Below are 11,962 nucleotides of genomic sequence, written 5' to 3'. Positions count from 1 at the left end.
TGGCCATCCAGGGCCGCTCGCACCGGTCCCTGGATGGCCACGCCCCTTCGGGGCTCGCCATGACGGAATGATGCTTCGTACCCTGGATTTTACCCCGCGACCCCCTCCACCATCGCATCCAGCAACGCCCGCAGCCGGGCCAGGCGGCGGAGGTCGCGGTGGAAGCCGATCCAGACGTCGCGGCCCGGCGGCGCCTCGCCGAGGTCGAGCCGCTGCAGCCCGGGCTCGGCATCGCCCAAGGGCCGGGGCAGCACGGCGAGGCCGGCCCCGGCGGCGCAGGCCCGCGCCTGGGCCTCGCGGTTGTTGCTGCGGAAGGCGATGCGCGCCCGGGGCAGCATCCGGGTCAGCCAGCCGACATCCGGCATCGTCTCGAAGGCGGTGTCCATGGTGACCAGGCCGCAGCCCGCGCCATCCCCCGCCGGGGGCGGGGTGCCGGCGGCGGCGTAGAGCGCGTAGGGCACATGGGTCAGCCGGCGCTGCACCACCTCCGGCTCGTCGAAGGGCCGGATGCGCACCACCAGGTCGGCCTCGCGCCGGGCCAGGCTGAACAGCCGGGCATCGGTGACCAGCTCGACCACGATTCCGGGGTGGGCGCGGGTGAAGCCGGCAAGAATGGGCGCCAGCACCCGGGCGCCGAACCAGTCGGAGGCGGAGATTCGCAGCATCCCCTCCAGCGTCCCGCCCTGGCCGGCCAGGCGGCGCGCGAAGGCGATCGCCTCCTCCTCGATCCGCTCGGCATGGGCCAGCACCGCCGCGCCCTCGGCGGTCAGCACGAAGCCGTCGCTGGTGCGCTGGAACAGGGCCTGGCCGACCGCCTGCTCCAGCGCCCGCAGCCGCCGGCCCATGGTCGGCTGGGTCTGGCCCAGCGCCCGGGCCGCGGCGCCCAGCGTGCCGGCGCGGGCGATCGCCAGGAAAACCTTCAGGTCGCTCCACTCCATGCGCTGATCATACAGAATTGCATGGATTGAGAACATTCTCGTTCATTCCGGAACGGTCCAGCATGGCCCATCTTCGGTCCATCACGGAAAGGACGGAGCCATGACCGATCTCCCCACGATGCGCGCTCTGGTGCTGGACCGGCCTGACGGGACGCTGCGCCCGGCCGAACTGGCGCGGCCGGTGCCGGCCGAGGGCCAGGTGCTGGTGCGGATCGCCGCCAGCGGCGTCAACCCGCTCGACCTCAAGATCCGCGCCGGCGCCGCAGCCCATGCGAAACACCCGCTGCCGGCGGTGCTGGGCATCGACCTCGCCGGCACGGTGGCGGCGGTCGGCCCCGGCGTCACGAGTTTCCGGCCGGGCGACGAGGTCTATGGCATGGCGGGCGGCGTCGGCGGCCATCAAGGCTCGCTGGCCGAGTACGCGTCGGTCGATGCGACGCTGCTGGCGCCGAAGCCGGCCAATCTCTCGATGCGCGAGGCCGCGGCGCTGCCGCTGATCACGATCACCGCCTGGGAAGGGCTGGTCGACCGCGCCGGGGTGCGGAAGGGCGAAACCGTGCTGGTCCAGGGCGGCGCCGGCGGCGTCGGCCATATCGCGGTGCAGCTGGCCCACGCCTTCGGCGCCCGGGTCTTCGCCACCGCCTCGGCCGGAAAGCACGATTTGGTGCGGCGCCTCGGCGCCACGCCGATCGACCGGGACGAGGCGGTGGAGGCCTACGTGGCCGCCCATACGGGCGGCGGCGGCTTCGACCTGGTCTACGACACGGTCGGCGGGCCGGTGCTCGATGCCTCGTTCCAGGCGGTGCGCCGCTTCGGTCACGTCGTCAGCGCCCTCGGCTGGGGCAGCCACGCTTTGGCACCGCTGTCCTTCCGCGCCGCGACCTATTCCGGAATCTTCACCCTGCTGCCGCTGCTGACCGGCGAGGGCCGGGAGCATCACGGCGAGATCCTGCGCCGGGCCACCGCGCTGGCCGAGGCCGGGCAGCTCGCCCCGATCCTGGACCCGCGCCGCTTCGCCCTCGACACGGCCGAAGCCGCGCATCAGGCAGTCGCAGCCGGGCCGGCGGGCAAGGTCGTGGTCGAGATCGGCTAAGGCAGGAACGCCACCATGTTCGGGCTGCCGATCGGCAGGTAGCGGCCGGTGAAGGCCAGCCGGCCGGACTCGGCGTCGACCCGGAACAGGGTGACGTTGTCGCTGCGCCGGTTGCAGGCGAACAGGAACTGTCCGGTCGGGTCCAGCGCCACATGGTTCGGGTAGTCGCCGCGGGTCCATTCCGCGTCCAGCCAGCGCAGCGTGCCGGCGGGCTCGATGGCGAAGATGGCGATGCTGTTGTGCAGCCGGTTGCCGGAATAGAGGAAGCGGCCGTCACGGCTGACCGCCAGCGCCGAGGCGAAGCTGGAGCCGGCGAAGCCCGGCGGCAGCGACCCCAGCTGCTGCTTCAGGGTGGCGCGGCCGGTCGCCGGGTCCCAGTCGTGGACCGCCAGCTGCGACGCCTCCTCATAGGTGGTGTAGAGGATGCGGCCGTTCGGGTGGAAGGCCAGGTGCCGCGGCCCGGCCCCGGCCGAGGCGGTCGGGAAGAAGCTGGCCGGGCGCAGTGCCCCCTCGTCCAGGGTCCAGACATAGACCCGGTCCTGGCCGAGATCAGTGCTCAGCACGAAGCGGCCCGCGGTCTCGATGACATGGGCGTGCGAGCCGTCATGGCCGCTGATGGCGAAGCTGCCGGGCGGCCCGGCCTCGGCCCGGTCGGCGCCGACCGGGCCGGCGGGCGCCTGGATATCGGTGGCAACGCCCAGCGACCCGTCTTCCGCGATCGGCAGCACCGCCAGCCGGCCGTCGCCGTAATTCGCCACCAGCAGGTGCCGGCCGCCGGGATGGACGCTGGCATGGCACGGCACGGTGCCGCCGGAGCCGACGGTGTTCAGCGCCGTCAGCGCCCCGCTGTCGCGGTCGACCCGGTAGGCGGTGCAGGCGCCCTGGGCCACGCCCTCGAATTCGTCGATCTCGTTGACGGCATAGGCGTGCCGCCCGTCCGGGGCGAAGGCCAGCCAGGACGGGCTCGGCCCGGCGACGCTGCCCAGCGCCTCCAGCCGGCCCGATTCCGGGTCCAGCCGCGCCAGGGTGATGCCCTCGCCATTGCCGGACGCGCCCGTGTAGCTGCAGACATGGAACAGCATCGCCTCGCCCACCCTGTTGCCGGTGTTGAGAACCCGATAGCATCCGTCTCGCGCATTGTCAGCGCCGCCGCGCGCGGCTATCACCGCCATCCTCTATCCTTGCCGGGAGCCACCGATGGCCGACACCCCGCCCGACCGCCTGTCGAATAACCCGAACAGCCCGCATTTCGACGAGGCCGCGCTGCGCCGCGGCGTCGGCATCCGCTTCAACGGCGCCGAGCGCACCAATGTCGAGGAGTACTGCGTCAGCGAGGGCTGGGTCCGCCTGTCGATGGGCAAGGCGCTGGACCGCCGCGGCAACCCGCTGACCATGAAGATGAACGGCACGGTCGAGCCGTATTTCCGGGACGACACACCGGAGAGCTGACCGCGGGCGGCAGGAACACGAGCCTGCCGCCGGGCATTGTCGCGTTGTCTCTCCCGCAAGCGAGACCTTTTCGGAACAGCCCCCCTTTCCTTCGTCGTCATTCCCGCGAAAGCGGGAATCTCTTTTCGGTCAAAGCATTACGAGATCCCCGCTTCCGCGGGGATGACGGGTTTGGGGGATTCTGAAAAGGTCTCGCATGCGGGAGAGGCAACACCAACTCGACTGCCTGTGCGATCGCTCTGGCGTGATCTGAGCCAAAATCATCTGCCTCTCAGGCGGCAGACCGTCGTCTCAGGCCGCCGCCTTCGCCGCCCCTGCGACCAGCCTCCCGAGCCGGCCGATGCCCTGCTCGATCGCCTCGCCATCGGCCAGGGAGAAGGACAGGCGCAGGGTGTTGCCGTGGCTGCCGTCGGCGTGGAAGGCGCGGCCGGGGACGAAGGCGACGCCCTGGTCGACCGCCCGGGCCAGCAGCTCGGCGCCGTCCAGCCCTTCGGGCAGCGTCACCCAGATGAACATGCCGCCCTCCGGCCGGGTCCAGCTCACCCCCGCCGGCATATGCCGCTGCAGCGCCGCCAGCATGTGGTCGCGCCGGTCGCGATAGGCGGTGCGGATCTTCGCCACCTGGGCCGGATAGGCGTGCTCGGCGGCGTGGTGCATCACCATCTGGTTGATCGTCGGGGTGTGCAGGTCGGCCGCCTGCTTGGTCAGCACCAGCTTCTGCACCACGCCGCGGGCGGCGCAGATCCAGCCGATGCGCAGTCCCGGCGCCAGGGTCTTCGAGAAGCTGCCGCAATGGATCACGCGGCTCCGATCGATGTCGCCCTTGGCAGCCACGTCCAGCGCCAGCAGCGGCGGCACGTCCTCGCCGTCGTAGCGCAGCGCCTGATAGGCCGAATCCTCGACCAGCGGGATGTCCAGCTCGTCCGCCAGGGCCAAGGCGCGCTCGCGCGCCGCCAGGCTCAGCGTCTCGCCCGAGGGGTTGGCGAAATCCGGCGTCAGATAGGCCAGCCGCACCCGGCTGCCGGCCGCCTCGGCCGCCGCACGAAAGGCATCGGGAGTGGTATTGCCGTGCTCCGGCTCCAGCCGGTCGTAGCGCGGCTCATAGGCGTTGAAGGCTTGCAGCGCGCCGAGATAGGTCGGCCAGCCCACCAGCGCGGTGTCGCCGGGCGACAGGAACAGCTTGCCGAGATAGTCCAGCCCCTGCTGCGAGCCGGAGGTGATGACGATGTTGTCGGCGCCGCAAGGCACACCGATCGATGCCATGTGCCGGGCGATCCATTGCCGCAGCGGGGCATAGCCCTCGCTGACCGAGTACTGCAGCGCGGTGTCGCCGGCGGCGAGCGCGGCCTCGTAGCCGGCGCGGATGGTGTCGGCCGGGAACAGGGCCGGGTCGGGGATGCCGCCGGCGAAGGAGATCACGCCCGGCCGGTCGAGCAGCTTCAGGAGCTCGCGGATCTCGGAGGCGCGCATCCGGGTGGCGCGGGTGGCGTAGTGGGTGTCGCCGATGGTCATGGTGTCTCTTCCTGGGCGCGGCGTCTGTCCTGGCGCCGTTCCCCAACCGAACCATGGCGGGCCGATTTATGTCAATGAGGCTGACCTATTTCATGCCAGAGTTGCGCCGGATGCGGATCTAGAAGACATTTTATTTCCAATTCGCATCTAGGCTGGTGATCAGCCGCAGCACGCCTTGCGCAGGGCGAGGGTAGGCGCGGGCGACGGCACCGAGGAGCTGCGCCGGACGGCCGGCTTCGGCCCGGGCGCGGCCGGCCGTACGGCCTCCTGCTCGGCGGCGGCGAACGCCTCCAGTTCGGCCGCCACCGACGGCGGCAGGTGACGGAAGCGGCCGCCCAGGCTGATCTGCATCAGGTGGGCGACCAGCGGGAATCCGGCCATGAGGGACATGACGGTCTCCTTTGAATCGATTTTTTGAATCGATTCATACTTATGCCTCCCCGCCGGATCGTCAAGGAGTTTTTGAATCGGTTCAAGATCGCGACTAGGGTGAGGGCATGCCCGAGGACGCCCCGACGCCCGACGCCCCGAAGCCGAAAGCGCGCCTGCGCGACATCGCCACTGCGGCGGGGGTGGCGCAGGGCACCGTCTCCAACGTCTTCAACCATCCCGAGCGGGTCAGCGACGCGATCCGCGCCAGGGTGATGAAGGCGGCCGAGGCGCTCGGCTACCAGGGTCCGGACCCGCTGGCCAGGATGCTGCGCACCGGCCATATCGGCACCATCGCGGTGATCATCCCGGAGGGGCTGGGCTACGCCTTCGGCGACCCGGCGGCGCTGGCCTTGGTCCAGGGCGTCGCCGCGGTGTGCGACGAGACCGGGCGCGGCATCTCGGTCTATGCCGCCGCGGATGTCGAGGCGGCGCGCAAGGCTCTCGGCTCGGCCGCGGTCGACGGCTTCATCATGTATTGCATGGAGGAGGAGCCGGGGGTCCTCGACATCATCCGCAGCCGCGGCCTGCCGGTGGTGACGGTCGACCAGCCGCTGGTCGAGGGCTGCCGCACCGTCACCGTCGCCGATCGCAGCGGCGCCGAGGCCTCGGCCCGCCATCTGCTCGAGCTCGGCCATCGCCGGATCGGCGTGCTGTCGATGGAGCTGCTGCCGGATTCGCGGGAGGGCGCGGTGTCGCTGCGGCGCATCCGCGAGTCGATCTACGACGCCTGCCAGCAGCGGCTCTACGGCTATCTCGACGTGCTGGCCGGGGCCGGCATCCCGGCCGGGCAGGTGGCGATCGAGGAATGCCTGTTCGAAGCCGAGTCGATCGACCGCAGCATGCCGCGGCTGCTGCGGCGCCAGCCCGGCATGACCGCGATCCTCGCCACCTGTGACCGGCTGGCGCTGTGGGCGATGGATTGGCTGGCGCGGCAGGGGCTGTCGGTGCCGGGCGATGTCTCGGTGATCGGCTTCGACGACATCACCGCGGCCGCGATCTCCCGGCCGCCACTGACCACGATCCGCCAGCCGCTGGTCGAGAAGGGGCGGGCGGCGGCGGAGCTGCTGATCGACCCGCGGGGCCGCCAGGAGATCCATTTCGGCACCGAGCTGGTGCTGCGCGCCTCGACCGGCCCTGCGAAGGGCTAGCGGCGGAGGGCGGAACGATTTCCGGCGGGACGGGTTTCTCTCGCCCGTGCCCCGATTGCCCGGCGCGGGATCCCGAAGCGTGGGGAGACGCGTCCCGTGAAGCAGTTCCTGATTGCCGCGGCCCTGGTGCCGCTGCTGGCCGTGCCCGCCTTCGCCGGCTGCAACGAGGATTTCATGGCGCAGACCAAGGCGATTCCACCGCTGCAATCCGCCCGGCTGAAGAGCCTGACGGCGCCCCAGGCGGAGAAATGCGCCGCGCACAAGACCCTGATCGATGCCTATGTGAAGCTCGGCGACCTGTACAAGACCTGCCAGGCCGACCTCGGGCTCCGCGACTCGGACCTGCAGGAGCATCGGCAGATGACCGCCGACGAGCAGAAGAGCTACGCCGAGGAGTGCGGCGGCTAGCCCGCCGCTAAGCGCCGACCAGGCCCGGCAGCGCCACCAGCGACTCGATCTCGCGGTCGGGAGCTCCGGGCAGGCGTTCTCGCGGCTGCCGGCTGCGGTTGCACCACACCACCTGCAGGCCGAAGGCCGAGGCGCCATAGGCGTCCCAGCCATTCGAGGACTGGAAGGCGATCGCCCGCGCCGGCAGCCCGAAGGTGTCGAGCGCCAGCTGGTAGACGCTGGCATGCGGCTTGTAGACCCCGGCCTGCTCCACCGACAGCAGGGCGTCGAACTCCAGCCCGGCCCCGGCGACCAGCGCCTCGATCATGCGCGGCGTGCCGTTCGACAGGATCGCGGTCTTCAGCCCGGCGGCGCGCAGCCGGCGCAGCACCTCCGGCACCTCGGGATAGGGGTCGAGCGTCAGATACAGCTGCATCAGCCGGTCCCGCAAACCGGGCCGGTCGACCCCGAGCGACTCCAGCGCGAAGTCGAGCGCGTCGCCGGTGACCTGCCAGAAATCGGCGTGGCGGCCCTGCACCGCGCGCAGCCAAGTGTAGGCCAGCTGCTTCTCGCGCCACAGCGCGGCCAGCGGGTCGGCCTTGTCGCCCAGCAGCTGGGCGCTGCGCCGCGCCGCCGAGGCGGTGTCGAACAGCGTGCCATAGGCGTCGAAGACGCAGGCCTTCACCCCGGTCAGCGCATCCACGGTCTGCTCCTGTTCAGCGGTCGGCTTCGGCGGGCGCGGCGGTCGGCCGCTGCTCGGCCCAGGTCAGGATCGCGTCCAGCGCCGGGCATAGCGCCTGGCCCCATTCGGTCAGCGCGTACTCGACCTTGGGCGGCACCTGGGGGTGGACGATGCGGCGGACGATGCCGTCCGCCTCCATTTGCCGTAGCTGCTGGATCAGCATCTTCTGCGAGATCGCCGGAATTGCCCGCTCCAGCTCCGAGAAGCGCAGCAGCCTGCCGCCGAACAGGTGGAACAGGATCACCAGCTTCCAGCGCCCCTCCAGGATCTTCAGCGCCTGCTCGACGCCCGCGGCGGCGGAGCCGGGGGTGTAGGCCGGGCGCTCACCTTCGGGTGAGTACCTTACTTTTTCGTGCGTACTTGCCATTGTGAAACCCTATTCCCATCCTCGGCGTCCTGCAACCGCACCAAGGATCCGCCATGACGATCACCCTTCCCCAGCCCATCGCCGCCTATGTCGCCGCGGATAATGCGGGCGACGACGCGGCGCTGGCCGCCTGCTTCGCCACCGACGCAGTGGTACGGGACGAGGGCCGCGCCATCCGCGGCGTCGACGCCATCCTGGCCTGGAAGGCCGAGTCGAAGCGGAAATACCAGTACACGGTCGAGTCCCTCGCCGTGGCCGAGGCTGCGGGCGGCGCGGTCCTCACCGGCCGGGTCTCGGGGCAGTTCCCCGGCAGCCCGGTCGATCTGCGCTACGTCTTCGGCCTGAAGGATAACCGCATCGCGACGCTGGAGATCCAGGGATGACCGCGCGCCCCGTCTTCTCGGCCGATCCGCGCGAGCTCGCCGGCMAGCGCGCCCTGGTGACCAGCGGCAGCCGCGGCATCGGCGCCGCGGTGGCGGCGCGGCTGCGCCGGGCCGGGGCCAGCGTCCTCGCCGTTGCCCGCAGCCGGCCGGGCGATGTGGACGATTCCGAACCGTTCGTGACCGCCGACCTGACCAGGATCGAGGGCTGCGCTACCGTGGCCGAGGCGGTGCGGGACCGGCTCGGCGGCGCCGACATCCTCGTCCATGTCCTGGGCGGCTCGAAGGCCCCGGCCGGCGGCTTCGCGGTGCTGGACGACGGCGAATGGCAGCGCGCGCTCGACCTCAACCTGCTGCCGGCGGTGCGGCTGGACCGGGCGCTGCTGCCCGGCATGCTCGACCGCGGTGCCGGCGTGATCATCCATCTCGGGTCGATCCAGAGCCGGCTGCCGCTGCCCGAGGCCACCATCGCCTACGCCGCGGCCAAGGCTGCGCTGTCGACCTACAGCAAGGCGCTGTCGAAGGAGGTCGGGCCGAAGGGCGTGCGCGTCGTCCGGGTGGCGCCCGGCTGGGTCCAGACCGACGGCGCCACCGGCCTGATCGAGGAGTTGGCCGCCCGCAACGGCATCGATGTCGACGGCGCCCGCAAGCTGCTGATGGCATCGCTCGGCGGCATTCCGATCGGCCGCCCGGCCTGGCCGGAGGAGGTGGCGGAGCTGGTGGCCTTCCTGGCCTCCGGTCGTGCCGCCGCGATCCACGGCAGCGAGCATGTGATCGACGGCGGCACCATCCCGGTGGCGTGAGCCGCCGGGAGATCACACCGCGTTGGGCAGGGGCCGGCCGGCGAAGAAGTTGTCCAGGCTCTCGATCGTCATCCGGCACATCTCGCGATGCGCGGCCTCGGTCATGCTGGCGATGTGCGGCGCCAGCACGACATTCTCCAGCCGCTTCAGCGCCTCGGGCACCTGCGGCTCGTGCTCGAACACGTCCAACCCGGCGCCGGCGATGGTGCCGGCCTCCAGCGCCGCGACCAGCGCAGACTCGTCCAGCACCTCGCCGCGGGCGATGTTGATGACATGGCCGCGCGGCCCCAGCGCCTCCAGCACCGCGCGGTTCACGATACCGCGGGTGCTGGCGTCGGAGCGGCAGGAGACGACCAGGATGTCGGCCCACTCCGCCAGCGACGCCAGGCTGTCGTGCCAAGCCCAGGGCGCGCCCGACTTCGGCCGACGGTTGTGGTAGCCGACCTCCATGTCGAAGGCGGCGGCCCGCCGCGCGATCTTCTCGCCGATCGAGCCGAGGCCGAGGATGCCGACGCGCCGCCCGGCCAGGCCGGTCGAGATCAGCGACGGTGGCGCAGCCGGGCGGGTCCACTGCCCGGCGCGGACGAAGCGGTCGCCCTCGCCCAGCCGGCGCACGCTGGCCAGCAGCAGGGTCAGCGCCATGTCGGCGACGCAGGCGGCGTTGGCGCCGGTGTTGCTGGTGACGGCGATGCCTCGTTCGCGCGCGGCCGCCACGTCGATCCGCTCATAGCCCGAGCCGTAGCAGGCGATGATGCCCAGGTTCGGCAGCCGGTCGATCAGCACCCGGTCGATGCCGATCACGCCGATGGTGACCACGCCGCGGATGCGGTCGGCCTCGGGTAGCGGGCCGGCCTCGGCGCTCACCCGCGAATGCTCGACCAGGTCGAAGCGCTCGCGCATCGGGCGCAGCGACGCCTCCGGCATGCCGGGGTGCAGGTGCAGGACGGTTTCGGGCACGGGCGGGCTTCCATCGCCGGGGGATCCCGCCGTCCTAGCACGGGAGTCCGCGACGGGCACCAGGGTCTTGCGCCCCGTGGTGCTGTGGCGCAGCGTGGGGCCTCCCGTCGGAGGCTTGTCGATGCTGGCCCGACTGCTTGCCCTGGTGCTGATCATGATCGCGACTCCCGCCGCGGCCCGGCCGCTCGACTGGTCCGCCGTGCCGCTGCCGAAGCTGGAAGGCGGCGCCTTCGCCCCGGACGCCTTCGCCGGCAAGGTGGTGCTGGTGGTCAACACCGCCTCCTTCTGCGGCTTCACCAAGCAATATGCCGGGCTGGAGGAGCTGTGGACCCGGCACCGCGACGGCGGCTTCGTGCTGCTGGGCGTGCCGTCGAATGATTTCGGCGCGCAGGAGCCGGGCTCGGAAGGCCAGATCGCGGCGTTCTGCGAGACCACCTTCGGCATCGACTTCCCGATGCTGGCCAAGCAGCCGGTGGTCGGCGCCGACGCCCATCCGCTGTACCGCTGGGCGGCGCAGCAGAATGCGGCGGCGGTGCCGAAATGGAACTTCCACAAGCTGCTGATCGGCCGCAACGGCACCCTGCTGGCCGCCTTCCCCAGCGGCGCCGAGCCCACCGGGCCGGAGGTGACCAAGGCAGTCGACGCGGCGCTGGCGCGCTGACGCGGCCCGCCCGGGGCCGTGCGGCCGAAGCAGTCGGCCCACCCGCATGGGGTTCATTCCCGCGAAGAATGATCCTGGCTATGATCTCATAGCCACGGAGCATCAATCCATTCCGCGGGAGCATGGCATGGACAGGCTGGCGGCGATGGAGGTCTTCGTCCGGGTGATGGAGACGGGGTCGTTCTCGGAGGCGGCGCGCCAGCTCCTGATCGGCCAGCCGGCGGTGTCCAAGACTGTCGCCCAGCTCGAGGACCGGCTCGGCGTCCGGCTGCTGCTGCGCTCGACCCGCGGCCTGACCCCGACCGAGGCCGGGGAGAATTTCTACCATCGTGCCAAGCGCTCGATCGAGGAGGCGGACGAGGCCGACCTTGCTGCCCGCGGCGCCGGCGCCAGCCTGTCCGGCCGGCTGCGGGTCGGCGCGGCCCCGACCTTCGCCGGCCTGCACGTCATCCCGCATCTGCAGGCCTTCCTCGATGCCCATCCGGAGCTCGACCTCGAGATCGTACTCGACGACCGCCAGATCGACCTGATCGAGGAGGGCATCGACATCAGCCTGCGCATGGGCGAACTGACGGATTCACGGCTGACGGCGCGCCGCATCGCCCAGGCGCCGCGGCTGGTGGTCGGCATGCCCGCCTATTTCGCGCGGGCCGGCGAGCCGCGCATCCCGGGCGACCTGATCGCGCATCAATGCATCGTCCAGACCACGGGGCCGGCGCGTGACGCCTGGATGTTCCGCAAGGACTCCTCGGAGATCTCGGTGACGGTGACGGGCCGCCTCCGCGTCTCGGCGGCGCAAGGCGTGCGCGCGGCCGTGCTCGCCGGGCTGGGGCTGGCGGTGGCGTCGGAATGGATGTTCTCGCCCGAGCTGGAATCCGGCCGGGTCAAGGCGGTGCTGACGGACTGGACCGTCGCGCCGATCGACCTCTGGGCCGTGTTCCCCGCTGGCCGCGTCGTCAGCGCCAAGGCCCGGGCCTTCGCCGCCTTCGTCGAGGCGCAGATGGCAGCCTCGGCGCCGGACACTCATTCCCTACGAGAATAGATCCTAGTCCAGGGCTGTTTCTACCCGCCGCCTCCGGTCCTCCCTAGCTTC

At 71.3% G+C, this 11,962-nt stretch carries 15 protein-coding genes; 8 read left to right on the top strand and 7 right to left on the bottom strand.

The window, feature by feature from the left end; all coding sequences use genetic code 11:
• Positions 1 to 89: 89 nt before the first annotated feature.
• The gene (locus tag AB4Z01_RS30120) at positions 90 to 938 is read right to left on the bottom strand and encodes a LysR substrate-binding domain-containing protein (RefSeq protein WP_441699883.1); all 849 of its coding nucleotides are present in this window, start codon (positions 936 to 938) and stop codon (positions 90 to 92) included.
• Positions 939 to 1,038: 100 nt separating this feature from the next.
• On the opposite strand from AB4Z01_RS30120, the gene AB4Z01_RS30115 reads away from it, so the two are divergent.
• Positions 1,039 to 2,031 carry a zinc-dependent alcohol dehydrogenase family protein gene (locus AB4Z01_RS30115; protein ID WP_441699881.1) on the top strand — a complete coding sequence of 331 codons (993 nt, stop codon included), beginning with the start codon at positions 1,039 to 1,041 and terminating at the stop codon, positions 2,029 to 2,031.
• Here AB4Z01_RS30115 and AB4Z01_RS30110 read toward each other — a convergent pair.
• The gene (locus AB4Z01_RS30110) at positions 2,028 to 3,203 is read right to left on the bottom strand and encodes a lactonase family protein (RefSeq protein ID WP_441699880.1); all 1,176 of its coding nucleotides are present in this window, start codon (positions 3,201 to 3,203) and stop codon (positions 2,028 to 2,030) included. The genes AB4Z01_RS30115 and AB4Z01_RS30110 overlap by 4 nt on opposite strands.
• Before the next feature lie 25 nt (positions 3,204 to 3,228).
• Between AB4Z01_RS30110 and AB4Z01_RS30105 the strand changes: the two genes are divergently transcribed.
• On the top strand, positions 3,229 to 3,480 hold the full coding sequence (locus AB4Z01_RS30105) for a DUF3297 family protein (RefSeq protein ID WP_441699878.1): 252 nt from the start codon (positions 3,229 to 3,231) through the stop codon (positions 3,478 to 3,480).
• 291 nt (positions 3,481 to 3,771) lie between these two features.
• Here the strand turns inward: AB4Z01_RS30105 and AB4Z01_RS30100 are convergent, their stop codons facing one another.
• Together AB4Z01_RS30100 and AB4Z01_RS30095 are read right to left on the bottom strand one after the other, a co-directional pair.
• The gene (locus AB4Z01_RS30100; protein WP_441699876.1) at positions 3,772 to 4,992 is read right to left on the bottom strand and encodes an aminotransferase-like domain-containing protein; all 1,221 of its coding nucleotides are present in this window, start codon (positions 4,990 to 4,992) and stop codon (positions 3,772 to 3,774) included.
• Positions 4,993 to 5,151: 159 nt separating this feature from the next.
• Entirely contained in the window at positions 5,152 to 5,382 is a 231-nt protein-coding gene (locus tag AB4Z01_RS30095) for a hypothetical protein (protein WP_441699874.1), read from the bottom strand.
• 107 nt (positions 5,383 to 5,489) lie between these two features.
• Here AB4Z01_RS30095 and AB4Z01_RS30090 point away from each other — a divergent pair, with 107 nt between their 5' ends.
• A complete protein-coding gene (locus AB4Z01_RS30090; protein WP_441699873.1) occupies positions 5,490 to 6,572 on the top strand; it encodes a LacI family DNA-binding transcriptional regulator in 1,083 nt (360 codons plus the stop codon).
• 96 nt (positions 6,573 to 6,668) lie between these two features.
• The gene (locus tag AB4Z01_RS30085; protein WP_441699872.1) at positions 6,669 to 6,980 is read left to right on the top strand and encodes a hypothetical protein; all 312 of its coding nucleotides are present in this window, start codon (positions 6,669 to 6,671) and stop codon (positions 6,978 to 6,980) included.
• A 7-nt stretch (positions 6,981 to 6,987) separates the two neighbouring features.
• Here AB4Z01_RS30085 and AB4Z01_RS30080 read toward each other — a convergent pair whose 3' ends face one another.
• Positions 6,988 to 7,662, bottom strand: a complete 675-nt coding sequence (locus tag AB4Z01_RS30080) for a haloacid dehalogenase type II (protein ID WP_441699871.1) — start codon at positions 7,660 to 7,662, stop codon at positions 6,988 to 6,990.
• A 13-nt stretch (positions 7,663 to 7,675) separates the two neighbouring features.
• Positions 7,676 to 8,068 (bottom strand): winged helix-turn-helix transcriptional regulator, encoded by a 393-nt coding sequence (locus AB4Z01_RS30075; RefSeq protein ID WP_441699869.1) that lies wholly within the window; start codon positions 8,066 to 8,068, stop codon positions 7,676 to 7,678.
• A gap of 53 nt (positions 8,069 to 8,121) precedes the next feature.
• Between AB4Z01_RS30075 and AB4Z01_RS30070 the strand changes: the two genes are divergently transcribed.
• Both AB4Z01_RS30070 and AB4Z01_RS30065 read left to right on the top strand, forming a co-directional pair.
• Positions 8,122 to 8,451 carry a nuclear transport factor 2 family protein gene (locus AB4Z01_RS30070; protein ID WP_441699867.1) on the top strand — a complete coding sequence of 110 codons (330 nt, stop codon included), beginning with the start codon at positions 8,122 to 8,124 and terminating at the stop codon, positions 8,449 to 8,451.
• The gene (locus AB4Z01_RS30065; protein WP_441699865.1) at positions 8,448 to 9,251 is read left to right on the top strand and encodes an SDR family oxidoreductase; all 804 of its coding nucleotides are present in this window, start codon (positions 8,448 to 8,450) and stop codon (positions 9,249 to 9,251) included. Before AB4Z01_RS30070 ends, AB4Z01_RS30065 begins: the two co-directional genes overlap by 4 nt.
• 12 nt (positions 9,252 to 9,263) lie before the next feature.
• Here AB4Z01_RS30065 and AB4Z01_RS30060 read toward each other — a convergent pair whose 3' ends face one another.
• The gene (locus tag AB4Z01_RS30060) at positions 9,264 to 10,208 is read right to left on the bottom strand and encodes a 2-hydroxyacid dehydrogenase (RefSeq protein ID WP_441699863.1); all 945 of its coding nucleotides are present in this window, start codon (positions 10,206 to 10,208) and stop codon (positions 9,264 to 9,266) included.
• A gap of 121 nt (positions 10,209 to 10,329) precedes the next feature.
• On the opposite strand from AB4Z01_RS30060, the gene AB4Z01_RS30055 reads away from it, so the two are divergent.
• Entirely contained in the window at positions 10,330 to 10,869 is a 540-nt protein-coding gene (locus AB4Z01_RS30055; RefSeq protein WP_441699862.1) for a glutathione peroxidase, read from the top strand.
• Positions 10,870 to 10,996: 127 nt separating this feature from the next.
• Entirely contained in the window at positions 10,997 to 11,911 is a 915-nt protein-coding gene (locus AB4Z01_RS30050; RefSeq protein WP_441699860.1) for a LysR substrate-binding domain-containing protein, read from the top strand.
• Positions 11,912 to 11,962: the final 51 nt, after the last annotated feature.

The sequence above is a fragment of the Inquilinus sp. YAF38 genome (genome assembly GCF_052113205.1).
GTDB lineage: Bacteria > Pseudomonadota > Alphaproteobacteria > DSM-16000 > Inquilinaceae > Inquilinus.
This window is presented reverse-complemented; position numbering and strand designations above follow the sequence as displayed.

What these genes read in the sequence shown, in the direction of transcription:
- AB4Z01_RS30120 (WP_441699883.1), bottom strand. Translation starts at nt 938, where the DNA reads ATGGAGTGGAGCGACCTGAAGGTTTTCCTGGCGATCGCCCGCGCCGGC.
- AB4Z01_RS30115 (WP_441699881.1), top strand. Translation starts at nt 1,039, where the DNA reads ATGACCGATCTCCCCACGATGCGCGCTCTGGTGCTGGACCGGCCTGAC.
- AB4Z01_RS30110 (WP_441699880.1), bottom strand. Translation starts at nt 3,203, where the DNA reads ATGGCGGTGATAGCCGCGCGCGGCGGCGCTGACAATGCGCGAGACGGA.
- AB4Z01_RS30105 (WP_441699878.1), top strand. Translation starts at nt 3,229, where the DNA reads ATGGCCGACACCCCGCCCGACCGCCTGTCGAATAACCCGAACAGCCCG.
- AB4Z01_RS30100 (WP_441699876.1), bottom strand. Translation starts at nt 4,992, where the DNA reads ATGACCATCGGCGACACCCACTACGCCACCCGCGCCACCCGGATGCGC.
- AB4Z01_RS30095 (WP_441699874.1), bottom strand. Translation starts at nt 5,382, where the DNA reads ATGTCCCTCATGGCCGGATTCCCGCTGGTCGCCCACCTGATGCAGATC.
- AB4Z01_RS30090 (WP_441699873.1), top strand. Translation starts at nt 5,490, where the DNA reads ATGCCCGAGGACGCCCCGACGCCCGACGCCCCGAAGCCGAAAGCGCGC.
- AB4Z01_RS30075 (WP_441699869.1), bottom strand. Translation starts at nt 8,068, where the DNA reads ATGGCAAGTACGCACGAAAAAGTAAGGTACTCACCCGAAGGTGAGCGC.
- AB4Z01_RS30070 (WP_441699867.1), top strand. Translation starts at nt 8,122, where the DNA reads ATGACGATCACCCTTCCCCAGCCCATCGCCGCCTATGTCGCCGCGGAT.
- AB4Z01_RS30055 (WP_441699862.1), top strand. Translation starts at nt 10,330, where the DNA reads ATGCTGGCCCGACTGCTTGCCCTGGTGCTGATCATGATCGCGACTCCC.
- AB4Z01_RS30050 (WP_441699860.1), top strand. Translation starts at nt 10,997, where the DNA reads ATGGACAGGCTGGCGGCGATGGAGGTCTTCGTCCGGGTGATGGAGACG.